We start from the raw sequence: 26,780 nt of genomic DNA on the forward strand, positions 1-26,780 counted from the left end.
CATCTTTAACGAATCATGTCATTGGTTTTCTTACAGGATGGTCTTGGATTTTACATTCTTTATCTCTAGCACATCTTTAAAAAAATGGTATAAGATGGTTGATATTTTATTGGCTACGGCACGCTTATTTGGTGAATACTAAGCACTTCAAAAACTGGTTTACAAACTGCTGCTACTGTACTTCATAAACGTGGAATCCGCTGTATATAACTGGCCCAGCAGTATTGATGATGAATGTTCAGAGGCTTTATAAGATTTATAAAAAATATGTAAGGTGCGCAATGCGCACCTTACAATCTCAAGCGGTAGGAGAAAAACTCCGCGTTGCAATAGGTAGAAATTTAAACAGGTTCTAACTGGGAAATTACATTTTCCATGTGTTGGGCAACTTGGCTTTCTTTTTCCACAGAATTGGTTTCCATGTAAACGCGCATCAGGGGTTCAGTTCCCGAAGGGCGCAGCAGTACCCAGCCGCCGTCTTCCAGATAAAGTTTAATCCCGTCTTTGCGGCCGATTTCCTTAACGCCGATACCTGCTACTTCTTTGGGGGGATTCTTGGTAAAAGATTCCAAAACGGCTGCTTTGTGGGCTTCATCTAAGTGCAAGTCCAAACGTTTGTTGTACAGGGGGCCGTCGGCTTCTTTAATGGCTTCTTCTACTAGCTGAGAAAGCGGTTTGCCTTCATAGGCGATCGCCTCGGCAACTAGCATATCAGCCAAAATCCCGTCTTTTTCGGGGATGTGACCCAAAACGCTCAAACCGCCAGACTCTTCGCCACCGATGAGCACCGCTGTTTCCCGCATTTTTTCGCCGATGTATTTAAAGCCGACTGCGGTTTCGTAGATTGTTAAACCGTACTTGGCGGCCAAATTGTCTAGCAAGTGGGTAGTTGCGACGGTACGGACGATCGCCCCAGTCAAGCCTTTATTCTTCACCAAGTGACGCGCCAGCAGCAACAGCACGGTATTTGGAGTCAAAACATTTCCCAACTCGTCAACAATACCAAAACGATCGCTGTCGCCATCCGTAGCCAAACCCAAATCGGCCGAATCCTTCTTAACAGCTTCCACCAACTCGACTAACTGTTCGCCCTTGGGTTCGGGCATTCCGCCGCCAAACAGCACGTCGCGGTAGGTGTGAAAACTTTCGACATCACAGCCGCAGTGTTCCAAAACGCCGTCGAGATAGCCGCGAGAAGTCGAGTAGAGAGCGTCGTACTTCACCTTCAACTTAGCAGAGCGAATCCGCTCCACATCTATCAAAGTATAAAGAAACTTCAGATATTCGGGTTTCGGGTCAAAACTGGAGATTTTATCGTTGTGGCTGCCTTTGGCTGGGGCATCAGAAGCACCAGCAATATTGGCCACAATTGTATCAGTAATTTCCGGGGTTGCCGGGCCCGCGTAGTCGGGGATGTATTTGATGCCGCAGTAAGGTGCGGGATTGTGCGAAGCCGTGAACATCAGGGCTCCTGCGGAGTTTAGATGCTTGGCGCTGTAAGCAATGACTGGTGTGGGGCAATCTCGATCGACCACTTTCACCGTCCATCCCAAATCTGCCAATACTTCTGCCGCGGTGCGGGCGAACTCGTCTGCCAGAAAGCGGGTATCGTAGGAGACTAGAACTGGGCGGTCTTTGGTGTAAGCGGTTTCTAGGTAACTGGCGATCGCCCGGGTGACTTTTCGCACGTTGGCAAAAGTAAAGTCATGGGCAATCAGCCCTCGCCACCCATCGGTTCCGAACTTAATTTCTGTTGAATTGCTGCTAGCGCTCATTTTATCCACTTCCTCTCGTCCTACTAATCCTACCCGAAGGCATAGCCTTAAAGAGCTCGTGGCCGTGCTGTTTTTGAGTAGCGAGCGCCCGTGGGGTCTCATCAACCTAATCCTATCGTTGTAGGGCAGGCTTCCGCCTGCAGCAGAGGGATCGAACCAGTCAGAGGGCAAAATGTGGGAGCAATGGGGCGAGGCACTCGCTAGTTCCGGTTTTGAAAGGTAGTTTGCCGATCGAATGGACGGCGATCCATTGCGGGCGATCGCAGAATCTAAAAAACTGATCGCAAAAAACCGCGCTGGCAATGGCATTAACGAAATGCACACAAATCTGATTATCATCTCAAATTTAATTTTTTATTTAGAAAAGCTGACCGTTTAATGTGTTAGGGTTTCCTAACAATCGCCTGACTCAAAATACATTTGTAATTCTGGTATGGAAATAAATTAACCAAAGTCACCGCTCGATCGTGCTGTAAGCTAGCTTCTTTAAGAAATTAGGGCGATCGACTAAAGCGCTCCTCAACAAAGATAAAGTATTTCAAGCAACAGTTTTTTTGAGGCAGACTTGACTTTAATTCTCAGGTTTTAAGACCAATTAAATTTATTTATAGCCCTCTTTATAGGTCAACAAAATAAATTAAGGTCACGATCACAGGGTGAGGGTGATCCATCGCACAATAAATAGCGTTATTAACGTGCAGCTTGTAAAAAATGCAGGCAGTAGAGCCAAATGGCTGATATATTTAAGCATAATGGTAGATGACTGTCAGCGTACAAATGCAGAAGATTGTAGTTAACAACGTTGTTAAAAATTAGGGGAATCGATCGGGTGCGACTTTATAAAAAAACGAGGTTTATCATGACGGGTATTTCCCAACTATCTTCAAAGTCTTTACCGACAGCAGACAAAATTCAACAGGGCGACAGTCTGGCGTCTAGGGATCTTACCGGATCGGACACTCACAAACTCGCAGAGGCTAAAGGCGTCAGCGTTTCTTCCTTCGCAGTTAGCTGGGCAAAAAAATATTACAGTATAGTTGCGGCACGAGAAAACCAAGCGCCACGCCAAATTCCCCCAAGCCCAGAGTCAACCTATTTTGAGGGAAATCGAGCTAAAATAGTTGACAAATTGACAAATACCCTGAAATTAGCCAGCGAGATAGCTTGGAATAGAGTAGAAGCTCTTTTAGGGGAACAAATAGAGCGGCACGGGATCGATCCGAGCTTAATTAATCCTTTAGAAATTGTGGCTGACTCTCGCACCTTATATCGCAAAGCAATAGACGCTTACGCCGAGAGAGAACCTGTTTTCCGCTTGTCAGTGCTGGTGGGAAAAGATATTATCCAAGTGAGGCGGAAATATTCACAGACCGATCCGTTAGTGCTGGGATTTGTGACGGTGGAGTTTCAATACACTAGCAAAATCTTGTTAGGATGTCTTTCGGAGTCAGAGCGATCGAAATTTGCACCCTACTTAAAAATTGTAGACGACTACCTGCACATTCCCTACGGAGAGATTAACGAGGCTGCGGCGAATCAGTCTCCAAATTCAAGAGCTCTATTAGCTGTTCAGCATTTGTGGCAGCATAAAACTGAGATTGCTAGTGCAGTGTACGAGCGCGCTAGTTTCCAGCATCAAGGATACCGCAGCAGCAGCGGGTATTTGAGCGATCGAGAGATAAAAATTTCTGGTATCCGGGATGTCGAGATTTTTCAAAGCTATTTGTGCTGGTGCGTTTTGGAAGGTAGTATTCGCCCGGTACAGCAAGAATTGTTTCCAATTTGCGTGATGTTGTACCCCAAACTTCATGTAAGTTGGGAGTTAGTGCAGGATATGCTGCTGATTTTGTTTTGGGAAATATGCGATCGGCTTCCTGCTGAAGATTTAACGGTATTTGTACCTTACTTGCGTACTGTGACTGAGATGTTTTCGAGTGATGTGTTTGAAAATTAGGTAATTGGAAATTGGGAATTGGTAATTGCCTCAAAATTTACCAGTTGCCTATTTAAAACTAAAAGCTGCGACTGCCAAACATCCCCAACCGACAATAAAAGCAACTCCCCCCAGCGGCGTAATTGCACCCAGCCATTTGATGTCAGTCAAACTCAGGGCGTACAAACTGCCTGAAAAGATTATAGTGCCGGCAATAAAAGCCCATCCAGCCACTGCAAAAAAGGTTTGAGACTCTTGGGCGCGGCTCAAGAGTAAAGCGACGAGTAATAGAGCTAGGGCATGGTACATTTGATAGCGGGCGCCGGTCTCAAAAATTGCTAAAGCTCGATCGTTCAATTGATTTTTCAAAGCGTGAGAGGCAAAAGCACCGCATGCAACGGATAAACTTCCGAATAGGGCTGCGGCTGCTATAAAAATGCGCATTAAAATTAGCGTTGACATAATATTTATTGAATTGGGAAGAAGGAAGAAGGAAGAAGGAAGAGAGAAAAACATCTAATTGTTGATATCCAAGGTGCGCGGTGCGTGCCTTACTTGTCATTGCCAGTGAGAGCGAAGCAATCGCAGAGTATGGAGGTTCACTGGCGTAACTCTGGGAAGGGAAGGTGCGCGGTGCGCACCCTAGGTTTACGATCAATTAGCTTTTTTGCAGATATTTTTAATCTATTTCCGCACAGCTTCCAGCAAGCGAGAATAATAAAAGCTAGTGCTATTCATGGCTGTTCTTTTAACAACAAAGCCGTTGCTTTCTAAGATTTTGATAATATCTGCTTCGCGGTGCTGGTAAGCGCGGGTAGTTTTGCTCGGGCCGGGGAAAAGTTCGCCAAATTTTTTGAGGGCGGTTAGTGCTAAAGTTTTGGGGGCAAAACTGAGAATTAGTCGCGATTGGGCGATCGAACTTAGGTGAGCGATCATTTCCGCAGCCTTATTTTGAGGATAGTGGATCAGCACGTCCAAACATATTACTGTGTGGAAATTGCCGGTTAAAGCTTCCAAATCTTGGGCGGCGAAGGAGATGTTGTAGAGCTTGCCGGGAACTGCTGTCGATCGATCGTAGGCTTCTGCTACCATCTTTTCAGAGATATCGCTAGCGCAAACAATTGCCCCAGCCTCAGCCAGAGGAATGCTCAGAGATCCCACACCGCAGCCGGCATCGCAGACGGAAAGCCCGGGCAAATTGCCGTCAGCTTGCAGCCATTCGATGACTGTATCCACCGTTTTCTGGTGCCCGGTGCGGATGTCTAGCTGAACTTTATTGACTTTGCCGTCGCCGTAAATTCGTTGCCAGCGATCGAATCCCGTCGAGTTAAAATACTGTCTAACTATAGTCTTGTCGTCTACCAAATTCATCGATCTGCCTGCTGCTGAGTTATTGCCAACGGTTAGATATTATATAGCAATCCGGTTCGGAAAACGCGCAACTGGCAACCATCGATCGATTTTAGATTGGCGATTTTAGATTTTAGATTAAAACCGCCAATCTAAAATCTAAAATCTATCTCGTAATACCAGTTCCCACATTCTTAATTCTTCAATCCTTTAATCTAAAATCTAAAATGGTGTAACGGGTTAAAAGAGTCGATGCCAAGCCAATTCCTTTGTCGCCCCATTTAAATTCCAGCGCAACAATTGAGTGGCCGATTTGCCAATAATTCCGGAAATTCCGATCGCACTTCTCGGAGATTCAGTTGCCAGCGCGATCGCACTTTCGGCGTCGCAAATTCCCCATTTCACCAAATTCTGCACTCCCGCCAACAGCGGCAGAGTTGTGCCTGCCAAAGTAGCAGATTCCAGGGGCGAGTGGTAATCTAATCTGACCCAAGCCGTACCTTTTCTGACTTCAATTTGTCGGGAATCCCAAGGATAAACACCCTCAGGCAAACCCAAAGGAGCCAAAGCATCGCTCACTAAAAAAACGCCTTTTTCATACCTACCAGCGCGCAGCAAAAAATCAATCATTGTCGGAGAAACGTGCTTGCCGTCAGCAATTAAACCGCATTTTACGCCCGGAGAAACGATCGCCGCTCCCAACAAACCCGGTTCTCGGTGGTGCAAACTCGGCATCGCATTAAAAGCGTGAGTTACCATTGAAGCTCCCCGAGCAAATGCTTGCTGGGCTTGCTCAGCCGTCGCTTGGGAGTGTCCGAGGCTGACGGCAATTCCCAAACTTTGCAAATAAGAAATGACTTCGCCCGTGCTGTCTAACTCCGGCGCTAAAGTAATTATTTTGACAATATCGGCACAATCTCCTAAAACTTGCTTGACATTTTCTATAGTTAGCGGTAGTAAAAACTCAACTGGGTGAGCTCCTCGCTTCTGGGGGTTGAGAAAAGGGCCTTCGAGGTGAACACCGAGAATTTCCGCTGTTTTTGTTTTATTGATTGCCGGATCAGCGGTTTGTACAGTGCGGATATAATTAGCTATGGTCGAGAGCGATCGCCGGAACTTATCGAGCGAAGTTGTTACCAAAGTCGGCAAAAAAGCATCGACTCCCTGATTCCACAAAAATTGACAAATTTTCGGCAAAATTTCAATTTGCTTGCTTTCTAAATCGGGGAAAGCAAAACCCAGGGCCCCGTTAATCTGCAAGTCAACACCGCCCAGAGAAAGCCAATCGCCTGCTACATCAAGCACTTGCAAATCGGGAGGACAAATCCGTTTAAATACGGCGTCCATCGGCCAAACTTCTTGAATGATGCCCGTTTCGTCAACAGCAAGCATCTGCAAATCCTTGTAACCCGGGAGGCGAGCATTGAGAATATCTGTGGGGGCGGCAGTTGGGGTTGTGGCTTCAGTCATCCGATTTTAGATTTTAGATTTTAGATTTTAGATTTTAGATTTTAGATTGGCTCCGATGGATAAATCTGGAGGCTGCTTATGAGGATGCGGAGCTTTTTGCTTTCTGCATGGTGGCTTGTAACCAAATTGCTTTCGAGCCTGACTTTTGCTACAAAATATCTAAATTTGAGTTAACGCCATAATTTAAAATTACCATTAATCTGAAATCTAACATCTCAGCATTGCATGAATGAACCAACAGTTGGAATTATCATGGGTAGCGATTCGGATTTGCCAACCATGTCTGAAGCGATCGCAGTTTGCGAAGAGTTCAGCGTTGCTTGCTCCGTGGCAATCGTCTCGGCGCACCGCACCCCCTCGCGCATGGTGGAATACGCCCAAACGGCGCACCAACGGGGCTTGAAAGTCATTATCGCAGGTGCCGGGGGAGCTGCGCACCTCCCAGGCATGGTAGCATCTTTAACGCCCTTGCCAGTAATTGGCGTGCCTGTACCGAGCCGCCACCTGCAAGGGGTAGATTCGCTGTACTCGATCGTGCAAATGCCAGCCGGGATACCCGTAGCCACAGTGGGGATCGGCAACGCTAAGAATGCTGGGTTGCTGGCAGTTCAGATACTAGCAGCTCATCAGCCAGAATTGCTAGAGCGAGTCCTGCATTACCGCAAAAATTTGTCCGAATCTGTACTGAAAAAACAAAATCAGCTAGAAGAGCTAGGCTATCAAAACTATCTCAATCTGAACAAATAATCCATAAACTTTTGTAGTAAAATTGGAAAGTTTTCCGAATATTGCTGAGCTTACTAGCCGTAAAGAGGGTAAAAGTGATTAAAATGACTGTCGGAAAGAAAAAGTCGAAATCAGTCAGGCGGGAGTCTTTAAATTTGCCAGCAGCTAACTTTTTGACCAAAGTCAACAGGTTCAAGAAATTACAAAGGACGATCGCCCGCCTCAGTCCAAGTTGGCAAGCCTGCATACCTTTAGCTGCAATCATCGTCTTGGTGTGGGGATATGCCGCGGTAGCCCAAACAGCTCCCGCGCCAACCACCGAGGAACAATTAGCCAGCCTTAAGGTGGGCATGGATACCATGTGGGTCATGGTGGCTGGGATGCTAGTGTTCTTTATGAACGCCGGTTTCGGTATGTTGGAAACCGGGTTTTGCCGCCAAAAAAATGCAGTCAACGTGCTGTCCAAAAACTTGATTGTTTTTGCGCTTTCTACGATCGCCTTTTGGGCGATCGGCTTTGCGTTAATGTTCAGCGACGGCAACGGTTTTATCGGCAGCAGCGGCGGATTTTTTCTGTGGAATGTAGCCGACAACAGCCCCGCCACAGGAGACGCTTATCAAGGCATTTTCGACTCGCTTAACTGGACGGGAGTCCCCCTCAACGCTAAATTCTTTTTCCAATTAGTTTTTGCGGGAACTGCTGCCACGATCGTTTCAGGAGCCGTTGCAGAGCGAATTAAATTCCTTGAATTCTTAATTTTCAGCTTGCTGCTAGTAGGCATTGCTTACCCGATTACCGGACACTGGATTTGGGGCGGCGGCTGGCTGGCAAAAGCCGGCTTCTGGGATTTTGCAGGTTCGACAGTGGTTCACTCGGTAGGCGGTTGGGCTGCTTTGATGGGAGCGGCATTTTTGGGGCCGCGGATCGGCAAGTACCGCGACGGCGATACTGTGGCGATGCCGGGACACAATATGAGCATTGCCACCCTGGGCTGTTTGATTCTGTGGTTGGGTTGGTTCGGGTTTAATCCCGGTTCGACAATGGCAGTCGATCCAAATGCGATCGCCCACATTGCGATCACCACCAACACCGGCGGCGCCTTCGGGGGAGTTGCTGCAACGATTACAGCTTGGCTGTACCTGGGCAAACCCGACCTTTCCATGATTATCAACGGCATCCTCGCCGGCTTAGTCGGCGTAACAGCTAGCTGCGCTTGGATCAACGTGCCCAACTCTGCCATAATCGGCACGATCGCCGGTATCCTGGTAGTTTTCGCAGTAACTTTCTTCGACAACTTGAAAATTGACGACCCTGTAGGGGCAACTTCAGTTCACTTAGTCTGCGGCATCTGGGGAACTCTGGCGGTTGGGCTGTTTGCGGACGGGCCTACAACTGGACTTTATACCGCAGGCCCGGCAGCCGGATTGCTTTTGGGCGGAGGTTTCGGTCAACTCTGGGCGCAGTTGGTCGGCATTATCTCTGTAGGGGGGATGACCGTGCTGCTGAGTACGATTTTTTGGATGGCACTCAAAGCTTTGCTGGGTATCCGCGTTTCTGCTTCAGAGGAGGCTGAAGGTTTGGATATCGGCGAACACGGGATGGAAGCTTACACCGGGTTTGTGAAGGAAACGAGCTTGGACAACAGAAGTGAGAGCAGCTACGGCGGTTATGCTGGGGGTTCTGGAGGCAAGACTACCAAACTGTAGAGCGTGCGAAGAGATCGCTCAATTCAGCTTTCGTGTCTTAAATTAGCTATTTATAAGCTAATTCACCTCTTTATTCAGAAAAACCACAATCTGAAATAGCCGCCAACTTATGGCTGTTTATCGTTGTGCTCGCGTTTCAATCTTCGATGCAAACGCGGGCATATTTTTATTGCTAGTTCACCTTTAATTGCGTACATATAGCAGTTTTCTATTGCATGATATCGGCGTCGGTAATTGGTAATTTGTAATGGGGAATTGGGAATTGAGAATCTGTAACTGACGAGCGTTGCTGTTGTATTGGTTAGAGTTTATCGGCAATTGCTTTAAGTTCTTCAACGATGCGCTTGTTCTTGGGATTCCTGCTGCCATAAATGCCGGCTGAGAACACGGTGATTATTTCTAGTACATCTTTAGCTAAATCCTCATCACAGCTATCATCTTCGGTTTTATTGATAATCACTACCTCTGTCCCAAAGTGTTCGCACAAATTAAAAATTAGTTCAGAACCAAATCTCAGCATTCTGTCTTTATGAGTTAACACCAACCTTTCTACTTGATTGTCTGCGATCGCCCGAATTAGACGTTGTAAACCCCGCATACTGTAATTTACCCCAGAACCCACATCATCAATGATTTGGAATTGCCAGCCGTGAGATGCACAAAACAATTCCAAAACTTGTTTTTGTCTGTCTAAATCATCTTTTTGGTCGTGACTGCTAACCCGAGCGTAAGCAACGGTTAAAGCGCCGTTGGGTTTTAAGCCGAGAAGATGAGCTAGGTCATACCGTCTGTGACCGTTAGCCGTGCGTTCCGGTATTAGCTTGCCTTCGGCTTCCCACCTGCGTAAGGTGGAAGCGCTCACACCTTTTATTTTGGCTGCTTCAGTTATAGTTAATTTTTTCATTTTTGGATTTTAGCATCAGAAATGAGCAAGTTCGATCAGTTTTAGATATATTTGTGTGCAGTGCTGCGGCTTTGACAAATCCGATTTCGGTGCAAGAAAGTTTGGTAGCCAGATTTTTTATGGTAAAGTAGTGCGAAAAAGCAAAGTTCTGCATCGCCGTCCTTGCCCAACACAGCACAGTGCTTGATTCTTACAAGAATTGAGGCTTTAATTGAGCGGTAAAATTTGATGCAGCAATGAGTGCAAATTATTCGGTGTGATGCCTGCAGATAGCTTGAGTTTATGGAGAAGTTTGGAGGAGGTAGCAGAAGTAGAACTCATAAATCCCTCTTAGGGATGGAAGTTAGCCGATCGAGAACTGTTCCGGTTTGGGCTTTGCTATCTTTGGTGACGAACGGTGTACTGATGCTCACAGTCGCTCAACTACTGCTGCGGGGACACAACTTGACAGAAAGCTTCCAGGCCAATGATGCGGTGACGGCAGAAAGCGCCCAGGAACAAATTGACCAATCGGTGACCTCTGCAAACGCAGTGCTAGACGTGCCCGTACCAGGACCGCGACATAAATGGACTTACCAGCAGTGGGTGACGCAGTTGGGTCGCGAAGCTGAGGCGGCGGCGGAGAATCGACCCTCAAGACTGAGTGTTTTGGCTGGGGATTCTCTGAGTATGTGGTTTCCGACGAAGCTGTTACCGGTCGATCGAATTTGGCTGAATCAAGGGATTTCGGGTGAGACTTCCGTGGGTTTGCTGAAGCGGTTGCAGTTGTTCGATCGAACTGCGCCGGATACGGTGTTTGTGATGATCGGGATTAACGATTTGTTGCGGGGGGCCAGCGACGAAGGGATTTTGGACAACCAGCGGCAGATTATTCGCGATTTGCGGTGGGCTCACCCCAAAGCAGAAGTAGTTGTGCAGTCGATTTTGCCGCACAGCGGGGAACAAGCTACTTGGGAAAATCGCGATCGGCTGTTGGCAATTCCTAACAGTCGGATTCGGGCAATAAATCGGCGCCTGAAAGAAATTGCTAGTTCTGAAAATGTTTTGTATCTGGATTTGTACCCGCTGTTTGCGGATGCTGACGGCAATTTGCCAACCGAACTCAGCACAGACGGCTTGCACCTTAACGATCAAGGTTATCTGGTTTGGCGATCGGCCCTGCAACTGTTCGATCAGATGCAGTTGAAAAATTAGTCATTAGTCATTAGTTATTAGTTATTAGTCCTTCATCAGTTAAAAAGATGGAGGATGAATTTATATTGTCCCCAACTCTCCTCCCTTCCTCCTCCCACTCTCCCCAACTCAAAACACTCCCCCTATCCTCTACTAGCCCTCCCCTGATACTCTGCTGCCACGGGCTATGTCAAGTAGCGACGGATAGATGAAGAAATACGATCGTTAGCTCTTTAGTATAACGTGATACAGAATAACTGTTTGTACAAATGGTGCAATCCAAAAGCACAGACCGTTGGATTGATGGTTGACGAATTTAGATGAGTCCGGCTATACGAAGTCGGGGGTTGAGGATTGGGGAATTATCTATTGAAGATTTGTTCCGCTAAAACAGGGACTTAAAACCAAATAACTATTGCATCTAAAATCCTCCCATCTAAAATCGGTCCGGTCTTCCCTGAAAATTGCTGAGTATGAGAAGGTACAACTAACGTGATCGAAAAAAGTTTAAAGATCGGCATCATCGCCCTGTGGCTGTTAAGCGTACCGCTGACGGACAATGCCTTAGCTCAAGCTGCCGATCCAGCAGCAGCGGTGGCGCCTAATCCGATCGACACCGGCGATACGGCCTGGATGTTGGTCTCCGCAGCACTGGTATTGCTAATGACACCGGGGCTGGCGTTTTTCTACGGGGGACTGGTGCGATCGCGCAACGTCCTCAACACCATGATGATGAGCTTAGTCATGATGGGAGTGATCGGCGTCACCTGGACGCTGTGGGGCTACAGTTTGGCATTTGACGTTTCCACTCCAGCGTCCGAAGGCTTTGGGCAAGGGATCGAAACCTTCATCGGCGGCTTCGACTGGATGTTCTTGAACACCGTCACCGCGGACAAACCAGATCCGATCGGCTACGCACCGACAATACCCCACCAAGTCTTCATGGTGTACCAGATGATGTTCGCCATCATCACTCCAGCCTTGATTTCCGGGGCGATCGTCGAACGGGTAACATTTAAAACCTATTTCTGGTTCGTGCTGCTGTGGTCTACCTTCATCTACTCTCCTTTAGCCCACTGGGTTTGGGGTAGAGGCTGGCTGCAGGCGATCGGATCTCTGGACTTTGCCGGCGGCACAGTGGTACACATCAGTTCCGGTGTTTCTGCGGTTGTCGCAGCTTGGGTAATCGGGCCCCGCAAAGACCACTTGAACAAGCCCCACACCCCCCACAACGTACCCTACGTCTTGCTGGGAATTGGGATGCTGTGGTTTGGCTGGTTTGGCTTCAACGGCGGTAGCGCTTTGGGTTCTGGTTCTTTAGCCACAGTGGCTTTTGTCACCACCATGATTTCAGCAGCAGCCGGGGGTTTAACTTGGACAATTGTGGAATGGGTACTCAGAGGCAAACCGACAGCAGTGGGAATTGCTAGCGGTTTCCTCGCGGGATTGGTGGGCATCACACCTGCGGCTGGATTCGTGCTTCCAGTGGGGGCGCTTTTGATCGGATCGATCACTTCGGTTTGCTGCTTCTTTGCCGTTAGTTTCCGGGCTAAGCTGGGATTTGACGACTCTTTGGATACCTTCCCGATTCACGGCGTCGGCGGAACTATAGGCGCGATTCTGACTGGCGTGTTTGCGACTAAAGCGGTTAACGCTGCCGGAAATGACGGGCTGTTTGCCGGGAATCCGGGGCTAATCGTGACCCAGCTTGTAGGCATTCTAGCTACTTACCTGTTTGCGGCTGTGGGCACTTTTGTGATCCTGAAAATTTTGGGGCAGTTTATGGAACTGCGAGTGCCGTCATCTGCTGAAGACCAAGGTTTGGATATCGGCGAACACGGGGAAGAAGCTTACGGTGAGGATTTTGCCGGCGGTTTCAGTTCGTTTGAATCGAGTTCTCCTTTTGCGCCGAAAAAGGTTTGAAACTATCATAAGGCTGACGCACTCAAGCCTGTGAAACCCGGTTTCTTTGTAGATTTATCGCCTCCCAAGCAGATTTTTCTAAGAAACGGGGTTTCTTTGCCGGATTTTGCGCCGCAGAAGGTTTGAAGCTAGGATTGGCAGTCAAAGTCAAAAATACTTGTGTAGCCCCGTTTTGCCGTTGTTGCAGACGGGGTTTTCAAATTTGAGATAGGAATTCTCCAATGGTTCTAAAATCAAAGGTAATTAACCTAGATTTCAACTCGATACCGCATGGATACTAAAGCTTTTAAACGATCGCTCCAACAGTCTGAAAACTACCACCGCAAGGGTTTCGGACACGAAGCTGAGGTAGCTGGCGTGATGCAGACGGCTTATCAAAGCAGTCTGATCCAGCAAATTCGCGACAATAATTACAGGCTGGAACGCGGCGCAGTCACGATCCGGCTGGCTCAAGCTTTTGGGTTTTGCTGGGGGGTGGAACGCGCTGTAGCTATTGCTTACGAGACTCGCCAGCATTTCCCCTCGGAACGGATTTGGATTACTAATGAGATTATTCACAATCCGTCTGTCAATCAGCATTTGCGGGATATGGAAGTTGGTTTTATTGCTGTTGAGAAAGGGCAGAAAGATTTTTCAGTTGTCGATAGTGGCGATGTGGTAATTTTACCGGCTTTTGGGGCGAGCGTGCAAGAAATGCAGTTGCTTAATGATAAAGGCTGCAAGATTGTTGATACTACTTGTCCTTGGGTTTCTAAGGTTTGGAATACTGTTGAAAAGCACAAAAAGAGAGATTGCACTTCAATTATTCACGGTCAGTACAAGCATGAGGAAACTGTTGCTACGAGTTCTTTTGCTGATAAGTATTTGATTGTGCTGAATTTGCAGGAAGCTGAATATGTCAGCAATTATATTTTGCACGGGGGCGATAGGGCTGAGTTTCTTGCTAAGTTTAGTAAGGCTTATTCTGCTGGTTTTGACCCGGATCGGGATTTGGAAATGGTGGGAATTGCTAACCAAACTACTATGCTCAAAACTGAGACAGAGAATATTGGCAAGTTGTTTGAAAAAACCATGATGCGGAAGTTTGGACCTGAGAATTTGAACGAGCATTTTCAGAGTTTTAATACTATCTGCGATGCGACTCAGGAACGGCAAGATGCTATGTTGAGTTTGGTTGAGGAAAAGTTGGATTTGATGCTGGTGATTGGGGGTTTTAATTCTTCTAATACTACGCATTTGCAGGAAATTGCGATCGACAAAACTATTCCTTCTTATCACATTGATTGTGCGGAGCGCATTTTACCGGGAAATCGGATCGAACACAAGCCTTTGGGGGGAGATTTGGTCGTAACTGAAGGTTGGCTGCCGGATGGTAAAATTGTGGTGGGCGTGACTTCTGGTGCTTCTACGCCTGATAAGGTTGTTGAAGATACGATCGATCGCATTTTGGCGATGAAAGCCGCAGCGGTTGCCTAATTATATCGTTTCCGCTCGCATCGGAATAATCATTTTTCGAGTGCAGTGCGATCGTCTCGTTCTGTTTGCGAGCCAGACGCTCGATCGCGCTCGCAAACACAGTATTATTCCGATGTTACCGGATTTGATATTCAACTAATTTCTACCGATTAATTCTCTGCTGTTACCCGAGCGCTTGCATTTCTTATAATATTCACCCGCGCGATCGCCTCTGTGAATTTCTCCCCTGTGTCCAACGAATTATTTTTTAAATAATATATTAAAAATTAGCGTTTTTTTGGGGGTAAAAAGCTTGACTTGGCTGGCTCGATCGTGTATTATTTAATAATGGGAATAGTGCCAAAAATCAAATTTATATCACCATTTCCATTATCTAAAATATACCCCAAAAATCAACTTAAGTCAACAGGTAAAGACTCTTTTCTTTGCGCTGCGATTTGAAACTGTGAAAGCAGCATAATCGATGCAACAAAACATGGTGAATAAAGCTTTGTTAACCATCCTAGATTGTGTGGTGGCTGCCTGAATCAGGCGACGTAAGAAAGCGATTTCTTACATCTCCGACTTAAGGGGGATGCGAGGAGGAGCGAGACTAAACTAAAGACAAGATCGATCGCACATTTGATCCTTAAATTTATAGGCTTTGGCCGCCTGCCTGCACGCGCCAAAAATTCGGGTACTCTTAATCCAGCTAAAATAAAAGAAAAAGCAGGACTCGCGTGCCGAGTATGTCATGAAACAATCGCTGACTAGCCAAATCACCGCAGGTATCGGAATGGCCGTGGCGCTGTTGATTTTCAATGCGGCAACTTCCTACCGCAACACTCTCAAGTTACTCGAAAACGAACGCTGGGTGAGCCACACTCACCAAGTTTTAACCGAACTCGAAGCCACGCTTTCTACCTTAAAAGATGCTGAAACCGGAGAGCGCGGTTATTTACTGACGGGAGAAGAACGGTATTTAGAACCGTACAACAGCGCGATCGCCCGCGTCAACGAACAAATAGTCGGATTGCAGCAGCTAACCGCCGACAACAACCGGCAGCAACAGCGCATTCGCGACTTGAAAATTGCGATCGACTCTAAATTAGCCGAACTTGAAGGAACCATCAATCTGCGACGCGAACAAAACTTAGAAGCAGCCCTGCAGGAAGTAAAATCCGGTAGGGGAAAGCAAATCATGGGCGACATTCGGCAGCAGATAGCGGCCATGACTGCCGAAGAAACTAAGCTATTGCAGCAGCGCGCCCGAGAATCTCAAGCGAGTGCTAAATTGACAATCCTGACTTTTACCGTTGCCGCTTTAGTAAATTTCCTGTTGATGGTGTTGGTTTACTATTTGGTGAAGCGCGATCGAACTTTGCGCGACAATGCCGAAATCAAGCAAAATCAACTGTTAGAACAGCTAGAACACGATCGCCACTCCCTAGAATTAACCGAAGAACGTTTTCGCAGCGCCATTCTCGACGCCCCGCTGCCAATTATGCTGCACGCTGAAAACGGAGAAGTTTTGCAAATTAACTGCGCTTGGACAGAACTCTCAGGCTACCAACACTCAGAAATTCCCACAATTGAAGATTGGACAGAAAAAGCTTACCACAACCGCAAATCTCTAGTGAAAGCAGATATCGATCGGCTGCACCAATTAAACGCCCGCATTTCTGAAGGCGAATATATGATTGCCACAGCCAGCGGCGAAAGTCGAATTTGGGACTTTTATTCCGCACCTTTAGGCAAGCTTTCCGACGGCAGAAGTTTAGTAATTAGTACCGCCATTGACGTAACTGCGCGCAAACAAGCAGAAGCAGAAATTCGGATGCTCAACGCTACCTTAGAACGGCGAGTAGAACTCCGCACCACTCAACTTCAAGCAGCTAACGAAGAATTAGAAGCTTTCACCTATACCGTCGCCCACGATTTGCGTGCTCCCCTGCGGGGAATGCAGGGATTAGCTGAAGCTTTATTGGAAGATTACCGCGACATCCTCGACGAACTAGGTCAAGAATACGCCCGGCAAATTGTTAATTCTGGGCAACAGTTAGAAGAATTAATCCAAGATTTGCTAGCTTACAGCCGCCTGAGCCGCACTGATTTATCGCTGCAAGTTTTAGAGTTAGAATCTGCTGTCGCCGAAGCAATTGCTATGGTACAAGCCGACGCTAAATCCACAGGCGCTCAAATCAGTGTTCGATCGCCCTTACCTGCGGTAATTGCCCACCGCGTTACTTTAGTTCAAGTAATCGCCAATCTCCTCACCAATTCTATAAAATTTGTGGAAGGTGCATCGCCACGAGTGCTGATATGGGCTGAGGAAATTGAGCTGCCTCAAGAGGGAGAGACAAATAGCGGAACAGCGGGAGAATTGGAAAGGGGAAGAGTGGGACAATGGGAGCATTCCCAGTTACTGATAACCAGTCGCGAATTGCCATTCCACATTATCCGTCTGTGGGTAGAAGACAACGGCATCGGTATAGCTCCAGAACATCAAAAACGGATTTTTCGGGTTTTTGAAAGGCTGCACGGTATCGAGTCTTACCCCGGAACTGGTATAGGATTAGCTATTGTAAAAAAAGGGTCTGCTCGCATGGGCGGTCAAGTTGGTGTGGAATCTCAATTAGGACAAGGCAGTCGATTTTGGATAAATTTGAGGAAGGCATGAAAGTAATGCAGACGATTTTGCTGGTGGAAGATAATCCGGTTGATATTCTTTTGATGCAGCGGGCTTTTCGTAATGAGATTTTTACTAATACTTCGCTGCAAATTGTCCGAGATGGAGATGCAGCGGTTTTTTATTTAAATGGTGACGGAGAATACAGCGATCGCGATCGCTATCCTTTACCTGCGGTAATTTTACTAGACTTGAAATTGCCCAGGCGCTCCGGTCACGAGGTTCTGGTTTGGCTGAAGCAGCAGCCGGAACTAAAACGCTTGCCGGTAGTTATGCTTACTTCTTCTAAGGAAACAATTGATGTCAAGCGAGCTTACGATTTAGGGGTGAATTCTTATTTGGTTAAACCGATCGGGTTTGCTTCTTTGTTGGAAATGATGCAGAGTTTTAACGAGTATTGGCTCAACTATACGGAACTGCCGGAACCTAGAGAATGTTCGGGTTTGTAGTTGCGGTTCCCCGGTTTTTCTTGCTTGTTTTTTTCGTTACCAGGCTCTTCGTGGTAAGGAGGAAATTAAGTTTATAGTCAGGAAGCCCGTCCTCTATCATCTTAAAGGGGCGACCTGCAACATTTTTATAAGCGATCGATCCGCACTCTATCTGACAACCCAATTATCAATTGTTAAAGTGGTACACATTCTGGTAATTGACGATAACCCAACGGATCGGCTGCTCGTCAAACGCGAGTTAGAGCGGCAATTCTCGCAATTGCAAATAACGGAAATTGGCGACGATAGATTATTCGGGGAAGCACTGAAACGAGGCGGATTCGATCTGGTAATTACCGACTACCAACTACGCTGGACGAACGGTTTAGATGTGCTGAAAACTATCAAAGCCAGTTATCCAGAATGCCCGATTGTAATGTTTACGAATACTGGCAACGAAGAAATTGCTGTAGAGGCGATGAAGTCAGGATTGGACGACTACATTATCAAGTCGCCGAAGCACTACGTCCGCCTTTGCGTTGCGGTTCGCGCAGCGATCGATCGAGTTGCCGCATGGAAACGAGTCGCCCGACTGGAAAATCAACTTAATTCTCTGCTAGAATGCTTAAATGTCGGAGTTTTTCGAGCTACTTCTGAGGGAAAGCTTTTGGAAAGCAATCAAGCTTTTTTGCACTTGTTTGATGCCAGCAATTTAGCAGATGTCCAAGGCATTTATCGGCAGCAATTGTTTTTGCAACCGCTAGATTCAGGGGAGTCTCGATCTCAAAACCTCGAAATTACATTTCCTTTGGCAGACGGTCGAGTAAAATGGATTCGGTTTACTCAATATCTCTACACCGCAGAAGGTGAAAGTACGATCGAGGGATTGGTTGAAGATGTTACGGAACTCAAGCTGGCTGAACTTGCTTTGCGCCAATTTAATGAAACTTTGGAAGACCGAGTGAGAGAGCGTACTGCTGAGTTAGAAGAAGTTAATGCACAGCTCGAATCGTTTACCTATTCAGTTTCTCACGACTTGCGCGCTCCTCTGCGGGGAATTTTGTTTTTTGCTGAAATTTTGCTCCAAGATAAAGCCAGCGAGTTGGATGCTACCGCACAGGATTACTTGTATCGGATGACCGACGCTGCAAGTCTGATGAATACTTTAATCGAAAATTTGCTAGATTACAGCCGCCTCAGCAAAGCTAACTTGCCGATAAAAGCAATCTCTCTTAATTTAATTGTGGCTCGCTCGATCGCGCAACTAGAGGCTGAAGTTTCCCAAAAACAAGCTCGGATAACGGTTGTCGAACCGCTACCTGCGGTGTTGGCACATCCTCCTACGCTGGTGCAAGTCTTGGCTAACTTGCTCTCCAATGCTATTAAGTTCGTGCAGCCTGGGATAGAGCCGCAGGTGCGAGTTTATGCAGAAGCTGAGGAGGAATATATATATCTTTGGGTAGAAGACAACGGCATTGGTATTGCAGAAGAATTTCACGATAGGATTTTTGGGTTGTTCGATCGCTTGCACGGTCAAGAAGTGTATCCAGGGACGGGAATTGGGCTGGCGCTCGCTCGCAAAGGAGTCGATCGGATGGGCGGTGCGATCGGGCTGGAATCGACTCTGGGAACCGGCACCCGATTCTGGGTAAAATTGCGCAAGTGCGATTTTTGAAGAAGCAAGTTCGGCAATGGATTTTACAGATGAGGTTCCAGGGAAGAGGTTTTTAACAGCACTATTCTGCTCTAGCTGAAAGAATCAATCAACCCGCTTCCTCACACCACAATACAGAAGAAACAAGTAGTATAGTAATAGTTAACCGATCTCTTGCACCGTTCCCGCCAAAGCACGCTTTCTGACCTTTTCTACAACAACTGAATTAATTTTTTTTTTGTGGGGCACGCCCCTGAAAGGCTGGTTGAGGATATTAGAATCTGTAAGATATAATAAAATACAAGCAAATACAATCAACTTATTTGCAAGTCTAATTAGCCAGCCAAGTAAATACTCAAATTATCGAGATTGCTTAATAACATATTCTTAGATTAAAAAATGTTTGCGCCCATACAAAAAGTAAAAGCACAATGCTGTCTATTCTGTTAATCGACGACAACCCGAACGATCGCCTGATAATAGATCGAGAACTGAGGAAAACTTTTACCGATTTAGAAATCAAGTCGGTTATTGATATCCAAACTCTCGAAGAAGCCCTGACCGCCGGGGGTTTTGACATAGTAATTACCGATTACCAACTGCACTGGAGCGACGGATTAACTATTCTCCAAAAAGTTCAAAGCCGCTACCCCAATTGTCCGGTAATTATGTGTACTGACAGCGGCAGCGAACAAGTGGCAGTCGAAGCGATGAAAGCGGGGTTGAGCGATTACGTATTCAAAGGGCGGCACTTCAAGCGGCTGGCCGGGGCCGTGGGCGAAAGCTTGAAAAAACAGCAGTTGCGCGAGAACTACGCGAAAACGTCGGCGCAGTTGGCAATTTCGGAGGAAAGGCTGAGGTTGGCGATCGAAGCCTCGAAAATGGGGACTTGGGATTGGAATTTATTAAATGGCGAGGTCGTTTGGTCTGAGGGACACGAAGTGTTATTGGGGTTGGAAAAAGGCAGTTTTGCGGGAACTTACGAAGCATTTTTTGCCTGCATTCACCAGGATGACCAGGCTTCGATCGCCCGGGCTGTTGCCTTTGCTTTAGAAAACAAAATAGAATACCAATACGAATTTAGAGTCATTTGGCCCGACGGCAGCTTGCACTGGATCGCGAGTAGGGGCAAGTTTTTTGATGATGATACCGGTAAATCGGTACGATCGAGCGGCGTGGTTTGGGATATTACCGATCGCAAATTATCGGAAGCCAGGGTGCAAGAAAGCGAGGAAAATTTGCGCTTTGCCCTAGAAGCAGCTAACACGATGGCTTTTACCTGGGATGTGGCATCGGGGGAAGTCCGCCGTTCGTCCAATACCGCAACCCAGATTGGTTTGGGCCCAGACAGCACCTGCGGTACTTTTGAGCAAAAAAAGAATGCGGTGCATCCAGAAGACCGCGAAAGCTTTTTGGCAGATGTGGATGCCGCACTCAGCGGGGCGGGAGTTTACGAGTCGGAATACCGCCAACTGCGACCCGACGGCTCAGTGATTTGGCTTCACGACAAAGGGCGGGTGGTTTTTGACGCATCCGGCAGACCCTTTCGGCTCTTCGGCGTGGCGATCGACATTACGGATCGCAAACAGTTAGAATACGACCGCGAGCGGGCGTTGGCGCGCGAGCAATCGTATTTGCGCCGCCTGCAAAAGTTAACCTGCGCGTCAGTTGCCATCAACTCCACGCTGTCGGTGGCAGAAATACTTCAGTTAGCAGCAGATAGCGCCCGCCAAATTCTAGAAGTCCACCAGGTAGCGGTCAACCTCAACCCTTCCACTAACTGGGATGCGGGAATGAGCAAGTTTTCCATGTCAGAAAAATACGCCGCGTGGCAAGATTACTGCGAACAGCCAGACGGTACGGGCGTTTACCAGGAAGTTTGCCAGCATCAACGGGCGATGCGCATGACTCAAAGCGAGTTAGAGGCTCACCCGGCCTGGCGGGGGTTCGGCAAGGCTGCGGGCAAGCACCCGCCGATGCGTGGCTGGCTGGCTGTACCCCTGACGACTCGGGACGGCAGAAATCTGGGATTGATTCAGTTGTCCGACAAGTACGAGGGGGAGTTTGCCGAAGATGACCAAAGTATTTTAATGCAGTTGGCTCAGGCGGTGTCGGGGGCGATCGATAATGCCCGGCTTTACGAGGAATCTCAGCAGGCAAACCGCATGAAAGATGAGTTTTTGGCAACTCTTTCTCACGAGCTGCGATCGCCCTTAAACGCGATTTTGGGCTGGGCGCAACTGCTGCGGCAGCGCAGTTTCAGTCCGGCTGCTACTGGGCGGGCTTTGGAAACGATCGAGCGAAATGCTAAATTGCAAACTCAATTGATTGATGATTTGCTGGATATTTCGAGAATTATTCGCGGCAAGTTGACTTTGAATCCTTGTACGGTAAATATGATTTCTATGGTGGAAGGAGCAGTGAATACGGTGCGGTTGGCCGCCGATGCTAAGTCGATCGATTTGCGGTTTGCAATTGTAGATTTGGGCTTGGAGACTGCTGAATTTTCCGAACCAGGGGAGGTTTCTGGCAATCCTAAATCTCAGTTAAATCCGAAATTTTGGGTATCAGGAGACCCCGGCCGCTTGCAGCAAGTGATTTGGAATTTGCTGACTAATGCGATTAAGTTTACGCCGCCCGGGGGGCGAGTTGACATCCGGCTGAAGCGAGTTGATTCAGAGGTTGAGCTGGCTGTTACCGACACGGGAATTGGGGTGGCTGCGAATTTTTTGCCTTACGTGTTTGAGTCTTTCCGGCAAGCGGATGCTACGATTACTCGCAATTATAGCGGTTTGGGGCTGGGTCTGGCGATCGTCCGGCAGTTGGTGGAACTCCACGGCGGCACGGTTTGGGCCCAGAGTCCGGGACTGGATATGGGATCGACTTTTACTTTCCGTCTCCCTTCGATGCAGGTAAATTCGATCGCCGGCGCTTCCTCGCCGGTTTTGGCTGGCGCTGGTAATTTACTGGGAGTTAAGGTTTTGCTGGTTGATGACGAGGTTGATTCGCGGGAATTTATGAGGTTTGTCTTGGCAGATTCCGGGGCCAAGGTTAGGGCTGCATCGTCTGCTGCTGAGGCGTTTGAGGTGGCTTCGCAGTTCGGGCCGGATGTTTTGGTCAGCGATATCGGAATGCCGGAGGAAGATGGCTATTCGCTGCTACGAAGGCTGCGCTCTTTGAACATCAAGGGAGCAAAATTTTGGGCGATCGCTCTGACGGCTTATGCTAGGGATGAAGACCGCGATCGTGCTTTTGCTGCGGGTTTCGATCGGCATCTGTCTAAACCTGTGGCACCCGATGTTTTGGTAGAGACTATAGTCAAGTTCAGGCAGCAAGCGCTAACAACATAAAAAACTCAATTAAGAATTAGGAATTGGTAATTGTGCGCTGCTTTGAGACCGGTTTCTCGATTAGGTGTAACACTTTATTAGTTCCGGTTAATATGCTAAGATATCCAAAAACCACGGTAATTAAGTGGACAAACTTCAGACAGACATAGAGGCAATTTACTCTCAGATTGAGGAATTGCGCCGGGAACGCCAGCAGCTTAGCAATACCGCGATCGTCCCCGCTGGGGATTCGCCCCAAGCGATCGCCGATGCTTACCGCCGTCACGCGAGGGAAACAGCACAAGTGTCGGCAGAAGTCAAGGGGATTGATGATGCGATCGTTGCTCTGTCTGCTCAACTTAATCAGAAACAGCAGCAGTCGGTAAACTTGCAAAGAATCAGTCCGATGGAGCAGCAAGTTGAAGAAGGAAGAGCGCTCGCTCAGGGACACGCGGAACGGATTAACGAACTGGCGGCGGAACTGGCGGCGGAAGTGAAGGGACTCAAAGCCATCGCCGACCAAATTAGCCCCAGCTACTGGCAGGTTTATTACAAGCCTTTTATTACTGGTTTTAAGAGTATTTCTGTTCCCTACGTGCGATCGGACGGGGATGTTTGGACTATTGTCAATCGAGTAGTTTAGAGAGGCTGCGGGAACAGAAATAAGAAGCACTCAAGACATTTTTTTTCCTTTTTCCTGTCCCTATTCCTCTACCTCAACCCCGCAGCAGTTGCTTAATAGTGCCGACCAATTCTTGAGGGTGAAATGGCTTGGCGATGTAAGCGTCGGCTCCTTGTTTCATTCCCCAGTAGCGATCGAACTCTTCGCTTTTGCTCGAACACATTACCACCGGCAAATTTTGGGTTTTAGGGTCGCTTTTGAGCCGGCGACAGACTTCGTAGCCGTTCATCCGGGGCATCACGATATCCAGAACGACTAAATCTGGGCGGTTAGCCTTGATTTGCTCTAGAGCTTCTACGCCATCACTCGCTACCGTGACGTTGAGCCCTCTACCTTTGAGCAAGTCGGCGATCATCTCCCGCAGAGTGACGCTATCATCAACAACCATAACTGTACTCATAGAATAATCCCTACCAAGTTTCTGGGTTGAAACGTTTACATTAACGTTTACCTTCAAAGGTGTCTTTTCCTGATTGAGATTGCGCTCTGCTAGATGTAGTTTACCCACTTTTGCTGATTTCTCAATCATTGTCTGAGTAATTATCGCAAAATTAAAGATCCGCGCAATCTCGGTTGACACACGAGGCTCTGTCCGTTAGTCTATCATTTTCTTTCTCAAATGGTACTTTTAATCAAAAAATGAGGGTGTAGCTTGGTTGTGGGTTTCCGGTTGAGGACGGTGGCGCTCGGTCTGCCTGCATCAACATTTGTCTAATTAGGATTTTTCGTACCTAAAGCCGATATTTTTTGGTCGTAGAGCGTCTCTAAAACGACCGGGCGCTGGCGGTAGCTGTGACCGGTGTTTTTTCAACCGTTAGCAACGATTCCCAAGACGGAAGCTCCAGAAATTTTTAATTCTTCTAAAACTTTGCGAACTTGCGATCGGTCTGTTTGCCCAATTTGGACAACCATAATCGTACCGTCTGTGTGAGCTGCGATCAAGTGGGTGTCTGCCAAGCCTGCTAGTGGCGGGGTGTCATAAATCACTAAGTCAAAAAATGCTTGAAATTGCTCCATCAAATAGTGCATTTTTTTGGAAGAAAGATGTGCTGCACAAGGGTGAATGATTAAGAGAACAGAGGAATTCGCCCGTGCTTAAGATAGTAGATGAGCAAGCCTACTGACTTGTACAACATGTCAACGGACTCGGAATAACACAAACTCTTGCGGTGAAGTCGAGCCAGATAGTGCCGTAGACGACAATTTTCTCCTTCAACTCTAGTCATTCCTGTTTTACTCACTCTTCTGGTCACACTCATCGATCAAGCAAGGTAAACACAATAGCCGTCAGTGATATAGAGGAAACAAGCCCAACCGCCAATCATTTGCCACAAGACCATAAAAGTCCTACAGACCGATCACCGACGACAAACTTGACAATTCCCGGTAGATGACTATTCACGACTGTCCACAGCCAGACTTTGTTTTTTTTTTGAGCCAACGAATGTTTGTAGCTCATCAATTTGAGCCGTTTCGGGAATCTCGTAGTTTTCATCAGCAATTTTGGCTTCAGCTTGGCGCACCCAGTTGATGACGCTGTTGTGCCAGATCCCTGTGACTCGTTCAATGCCACTCCATCCCATACCGTTGAGAGACATTTTGACGCAAAGGTCTTTGACTTGAGCGCTGTAGCCGGGAGGTTGTGGGTTTTCCCGAAATTGACTCTGGCAGTTTCGACACAGATAGCTCTGTTTACCTTGGCGGTTTCCATTTTTGACCACTTTGGAACTTTGACAATGAGGGCAAGGCATTGGCATATTTCATCACATCATTCTTCATTATGCAACACCCAAAAAAGAGTATAATCTAGAACTGACTTATGCAACAGTTTATGCGTGGGTGCATTATCGCCTCCAAGCAAAACTGAAAGTGCCACGTCCGCAAAGTGCTTTACAGGACGTAAAAGCAGTGGGACTTTTTAAAAAAACATCGTCCCAGCAGTCTTGACGTTTCAAAATTTTTTGGGGTTTTGGTAAACTGCTACGATATTTGTGTCAAGATGAAACGCGTTTGGGACTGAAAACGTTGACGGGAAAAGTAATTAGATCCCGGGGTAAAACCAGTTGCTCCCATACTGTGGAAGCGTGAAAATTTTTGGTTGTATGGGGTAGTCGAACCAATGAGATTGCTGGCATTTTTGCCAAGAATATGCCCATCTTAATGGAGAATATTTCCAGAAATTTATTGACGCTCTTTCTCTACAATTGGGTGAAGATATTGCACACATTCAAATGGATAGAGCGGCTGCTCATATCACTAATGAACTCTCATGGCCAGAAAATTTAATTCCTGTCTGTGGGTCCTCACATAGTCCAGAAATTAATCCAATTGAACTGGTATGGGAATATATCAAACAGCAACTTTTTGGAGAGGTTTTTACAACTCTTGGGCAACTACGAGAGCGCTTGCAACAAGTTCTTGAAAACATCACTCCTGAGCTGTTGCAGTTCGTTGTCATCTTACAATTTTATTCTTGAAGCTCTATTCTATGCAGCTTCATATTAAATTGCTATTATAAACGTAGTCTCCGACAAAAAATGAAACGGACATCTATGGACAACGATTATATGATTTAAGTTCTCAGTTCTTGTTTCATAGACTCTACATTAAATTCCTTGGATTCCTTATGTCAACCCTAATTGAGATGCTCTTACCCTGGAAGCGCCCCCAGATTCCGATGTTTATTGTCTAAAAAATATGACAATAAACTGAGAGAAGTTTTGATTGATACCAATTTACTATGAAGTTGCACTTAATATAGCTTCAGGAATATAGTCCCAACCACAGAGAGATAAAACTTCTTCATTCGTGAGAGATTTGATAATTGTAAGTAAGTAGGCGCTGTAAAACGCAATTATGTAAAGGATTGTAAAGTATCCTTAGCCCTAAGCGTGGCTAAGTCAGCCCCGTTTACATACTGTTACATAGATTGGTTTAATTCCGCCTACCTAGTTATTTACCTGTTCTTTGAGTTTATCTAAACTCGAATAATTTTCCCACTTGAGGTCTTTTTTTGTATGCTCCCACAATCTTTCAATCGCATTTAATTCAGGACTATAGGCTGGTAAATATATTGGCATTACATGGTCAGCCCAGTCTAATAATAGAGCTTTATGGAAGCTACCATTATCCATTATAATTAGATTAAAACTTTCTGAGTATTTTTGACAAAATACCTTTAAAAATTCTTGAAAACAGTTGTAATTGAGCTGAGGAAATTCTTGATAATATTGTTCACCTGTTGCTGGCTCTACGACTCCATAAATATAAAAGTTTCTTCGTTTCCATTGCTTTTTGCCAAGGGGTTTTACCCCCTTTAATGTAATCATTCTGCCCGGCGCATAGTAATCAATCCAAATCTACTCTCGTCCTGACACCATATCCTTACAGGCTTGGAGTTTCTGAAATATTTAATAATTACTTTGATGAACTCCTGGGGGGGTAACAACCAGCCTGAAACCCAGATGTGGTGAGGATTGAGCCAATGTGTGCTAAAAAAAGATAGGCAGCATAATTGCTACACGCTTGCCTATCCAAAAAATAATGATACCAACATTTTACCAGACTCATTTAAAAAAACAAC

At 46.8% G+C, this 26,780-nt stretch carries 20 protein-coding genes and 2 pseudogenes; 13 read left to right on the top strand and 9 right to left on the bottom strand.

Translation table 11 applies throughout. From position 1 onward, the window contains the following. Nucleotides 1-341: 341 nt before the first annotated feature. Nucleotides 342-1,775 (bottom strand): phosphoglucomutase/phosphomannomutase family protein, encoded by a 1,434-nt coding sequence (locus tag E5S67_RS23715; RefSeq protein ID WP_172190826.1) that lies wholly within the window; start codon nt 1,773-1,775, stop codon nt 342-344. Nucleotides 1,776-2,010: 235 nt separating this feature from the next. On the opposite strand from E5S67_RS23715, the gene E5S67_RS23720 reads away from it, so the two are divergent. Then, nucleotides 2,011-2,154, top strand: a complete 144-nt coding sequence (locus E5S67_RS23720) for a hypothetical protein (protein ID WP_172190827.1) — start codon at nt 2,011-2,013, stop codon at nt 2,152-2,154. Nucleotides 2,155-2,634: 480 nt separating this feature from the next. After that, a complete protein-coding gene (locus E5S67_RS23725; RefSeq protein WP_172190828.1) occupies nt 2,635-3,729 on the top strand; it encodes a hypothetical protein in 1,095 nt (364 codons plus the stop codon). 48 nt (nt 3,730-3,777) lie between these two features. Here E5S67_RS23725 and E5S67_RS23730 read toward each other — a convergent pair whose 3' ends face one another. The 3 genes from E5S67_RS23730 to nagA form a co-directional block, all read right to left on the bottom strand. Continuing rightward, nucleotides 3,778-4,170 carry a DUF423 domain-containing protein gene (locus E5S67_RS23730; RefSeq protein ID WP_172190829.1) on the bottom strand — a complete coding sequence of 131 codons (393 nt, stop codon included), beginning with the start codon at nt 4,168-4,170 and terminating at the stop codon, nt 3,778-3,780. Between the two features lie 222 nt (nt 4,171-4,392). Further along, nucleotides 4,393-5,079: a magnesium protoporphyrin IX methyltransferase gene (gene bchM, locus E5S67_RS23735; RefSeq protein ID WP_172190830.1), complete on the bottom strand. Its 687-nt coding sequence runs from the start codon at nt 5,077-5,079 to the stop codon at nt 4,393-4,395. A gap of 219 nt (nt 5,080-5,298) precedes the next feature. Beyond that, nucleotides 5,299-6,528 (bottom strand): N-acetylglucosamine-6-phosphate deacetylase, encoded by a 1,230-nt coding sequence (gene nagA, locus E5S67_RS23740; protein WP_172190831.1) that lies wholly within the window; start codon nt 6,526-6,528, stop codon nt 5,299-5,301. Between the two features lie 225 nt (nt 6,529-6,753). Between nagA and purE the strand changes: the two genes are divergently transcribed. Both purE and E5S67_RS23750 read left to right on the top strand, forming a co-directional pair. Further along, entirely contained in the window at nt 6,754-7,275 is a 522-nt protein-coding gene (gene purE / locus E5S67_RS23745; protein WP_172190832.1) for a 5-(carboxyamino)imidazole ribonucleotide mutase, read from the top strand. A gap of 83 nt (nt 7,276-7,358) precedes the next feature. Next, on the top strand, nt 7,359-8,960 hold the full coding sequence (locus E5S67_RS23750) for an ammonium transporter (protein ID WP_172190833.1): 1,602 nt from the start codon (nt 7,359-7,361) through the stop codon (nt 8,958-8,960). Between the two features lie 301 nt (nt 8,961-9,261). On the opposite strand, the gene E5S67_RS23755 is transcribed toward E5S67_RS23750, so the two are convergent. Further along, entirely contained in the window at nt 9,262-9,864 is a 603-nt protein-coding gene (locus E5S67_RS23755; RefSeq protein WP_172190834.1) for an IS607 family transposase, read from the bottom strand. A 282-nt stretch (nt 9,865-10,146) separates the two neighbouring features. Here E5S67_RS23755 and E5S67_RS23760 point away from each other — a divergent pair, with 282 nt between their 5' ends. The 8 genes from E5S67_RS23760 (at nt 10,147) to E5S67_RS23795 (ending at nt 23,158) form a co-directional block, all read left to right on the top strand. Further along, complete coding sequence (locus E5S67_RS23760) at nt 10,147-11,058, top strand: SGNH/GDSL hydrolase family protein (RefSeq protein WP_246276955.1); 912 nt, start codon at nt 10,147-10,149, stop codon at nt 11,056-11,058. 471 nt (nt 11,059-11,529) lie between these two features. Further along, on the top strand, nt 11,530-12,960 hold the full coding sequence (locus tag E5S67_RS23765) for an ammonium transporter (protein ID WP_172190835.1): 1,431 nt from the start codon (nt 11,530-11,532) through the stop codon (nt 12,958-12,960). 270 nt (nt 12,961-13,230) lie between these two features. Beyond that, on the top strand, nt 13,231-14,436 hold the full coding sequence (locus tag E5S67_RS23770; protein WP_172190836.1) for a 4-hydroxy-3-methylbut-2-enyl diphosphate reductase: 1,206 nt from the start codon (nt 13,231-13,233) through the stop codon (nt 14,434-14,436). Nucleotides 14,437-15,169: 733 nt separating this feature from the next. Beyond that, nucleotides 15,170-17,095 carry a sensor histidine kinase gene (locus E5S67_RS23775; RefSeq protein ID WP_246276956.1) on the top strand — a complete coding sequence of 642 codons (1,926 nt, stop codon included), beginning with the start codon at nt 15,170-15,172 and terminating at the stop codon, nt 17,093-17,095. Then, complete coding sequence (locus E5S67_RS23780) at nt 17,071-17,553, top strand: response regulator (RefSeq protein ID WP_339382704.1); 483 nt, start codon at nt 17,071-17,073, stop codon at nt 17,551-17,553. Before E5S67_RS23775 ends, E5S67_RS23780 begins: the two co-directional genes overlap by 25 nt. 178 nt (nt 17,554-17,731) lie before the next feature. Next, nucleotides 17,732-19,207 carry an ATP-binding protein gene (locus E5S67_RS23785; RefSeq protein ID WP_216670672.1) on the top strand — a complete coding sequence of 492 codons (1,476 nt, stop codon included), beginning with the start codon at nt 17,732-17,734 and terminating at the stop codon, nt 19,205-19,207. Nucleotides 19,208-19,617: 410 nt separating this feature from the next. Beyond that, nucleotides 19,618-22,536 carry a response regulator gene (locus tag E5S67_RS23790; RefSeq protein ID WP_172190838.1) on the top strand — a complete coding sequence of 973 codons (2,919 nt, stop codon included), beginning with the start codon at nt 19,618-19,620 and terminating at the stop codon, nt 22,534-22,536. Nucleotides 22,537-22,660: 124 nt separating this feature from the next. After that, nucleotides 22,661-23,158 (top strand): hypothetical protein, encoded by a 498-nt coding sequence (locus tag E5S67_RS23795; protein WP_172190839.1) that lies wholly within the window; start codon nt 22,661-22,663, stop codon nt 23,156-23,158. A 73-nt stretch (nt 23,159-23,231) separates the two neighbouring features. Here E5S67_RS23795 and E5S67_RS23800 read toward each other — a convergent pair whose 3' ends face one another. The 3 genes and pseudogenes from E5S67_RS23800 to E5S67_RS23810 form a co-directional block, all read right to left on the bottom strand. Next, nucleotides 23,232-23,597: a response regulator transcription factor gene (locus tag E5S67_RS23800; protein ID WP_039886668.1), complete on the bottom strand. Its 366-nt coding sequence runs from the start codon at nt 23,595-23,597 to the stop codon at nt 23,232-23,234. A gap of 407 nt (nt 23,598-24,004) precedes the next feature. Next, entirely contained in the window at nt 24,005-24,226 is a 222-nt protein-coding gene (locus tag E5S67_RS23805; RefSeq protein WP_339382705.1) for a P-loop NTPase family protein, read from the bottom strand. A 38-nt stretch (nt 24,227-24,264) separates the two neighbouring features. Further along, a pseudogene (locus E5S67_RS23810) lies at nt 24,265-24,948 on the bottom strand (IS1 family transposase). A 393-nt stretch (nt 24,949-25,341) separates the two neighbouring features. On the opposite strand from E5S67_RS23810, the pseudogene E5S67_RS23815 reads away from it, so the two are divergent. Next, nucleotides 25,342-25,674 (top strand): annotated as a pseudogene (locus E5S67_RS23815) (hypothetical protein); the annotation flags it as partial. Nucleotides 25,675-26,145: 471 nt separating this feature from the next. Here the strand turns inward: E5S67_RS23815 and E5S67_RS23820 are convergent. Beyond that, nucleotides 26,146-26,526 carry a transposase gene (locus tag E5S67_RS23820; RefSeq protein WP_172190840.1) on the bottom strand — a complete coding sequence of 127 codons (381 nt, stop codon included), beginning with the start codon at nt 26,524-26,526 and terminating at the stop codon, nt 26,146-26,148. Nucleotides 26,527-26,780: the final 254 nt, after the last annotated feature.

The organism is Microcoleus asticus IPMA8 (assembly GCF_013179805.1).
Lineage (GTDB): Bacteria > Cyanobacteriota > Cyanobacteriia > Cyanobacteriales > Microcoleaceae > Microcoleus > Microcoleus asticus.

Excerpts from the sequence above, each read along its gene's own strand:
- E5S67_RS23715 (WP_172190826.1), bottom strand. The coding sequence starts at position 1,775 with ATGAGCGCTAGCAGCAATTCAACAGAAATTAAGTTCGGAACCGATGGG.
- E5S67_RS23720 (WP_172190827.1), top strand. The coding sequence starts at position 2,011 with ATGGACGGCGATCCATTGCGGGCGATCGCAGAATCTAAAAAACTGATC.
- E5S67_RS23725 (WP_172190828.1), top strand. The coding sequence starts at position 2,635 with ATGACGGGTATTTCCCAACTATCTTCAAAGTCTTTACCGACAGCAGAC.
- E5S67_RS23730 (WP_172190829.1), bottom strand. The coding sequence starts at position 4,170 with ATGTCAACGCTAATTTTAATGCGCATTTTTATAGCAGCCGCAGCCCTA.
- bchM (WP_172190830.1), bottom strand. The coding sequence starts at position 5,079 with ATGAATTTGGTAGACGACAAGACTATAGTTAGACAGTATTTTAACTCG.
- nagA (WP_172190831.1), bottom strand. The coding sequence starts at position 6,528 with ATGACTGAAGCCACAACCCCAACTGCCGCCCCCACAGATATTCTCAAT.
- purE (WP_172190832.1), top strand. The coding sequence starts at position 6,754 with ATGAATGAACCAACAGTTGGAATTATCATGGGTAGCGATTCGGATTTG.
- E5S67_RS23750 (WP_172190833.1), top strand. The coding sequence starts at position 7,359 with ATGACTGTCGGAAAGAAAAAGTCGAAATCAGTCAGGCGGGAGTCTTTA.
- E5S67_RS23755 (WP_172190834.1), bottom strand. The coding sequence starts at position 9,864 with ATGAAAAAATTAACTATAACTGAAGCAGCCAAAATAAAAGGTGTGAGC.
- E5S67_RS23760 (WP_246276955.1), top strand. The coding sequence starts at position 10,147 with ATGGAGAAGTTTGGAGGAGGTAGCAGAAGTAGAACTCATAAATCCCTC.
- E5S67_RS23770 (WP_172190836.1), top strand. The coding sequence starts at position 13,231 with ATGGATACTAAAGCTTTTAAACGATCGCTCCAACAGTCTGAAAACTAC.
- E5S67_RS23775 (WP_246276956.1), top strand. The coding sequence starts at position 15,170 with ATGAAACAATCGCTGACTAGCCAAATCACCGCAGGTATCGGAATGGCC.
- E5S67_RS23790 (WP_172190838.1), top strand. The coding sequence starts at position 19,618 with ATGCTGTCTATTCTGTTAATCGACGACAACCCGAACGATCGCCTGATA.
- E5S67_RS23800 (WP_039886668.1), bottom strand. The coding sequence starts at position 23,597 with ATGAGTACAGTTATGGTTGTTGATGATAGCGTCACTCTGCGGGAGATG.
- E5S67_RS23805 (WP_339382705.1), bottom strand. The coding sequence starts at position 24,226 with ATGCACTATTTGATGGAGCAATTTCAAGCATTTTTTGACTTAGTGATT.
- E5S67_RS23820 (WP_172190840.1), bottom strand. The coding sequence starts at position 26,526 with ATGATTACATTAAAGGGGGTAAAACCCCTTGGCAAAAAGCAATGGAAA.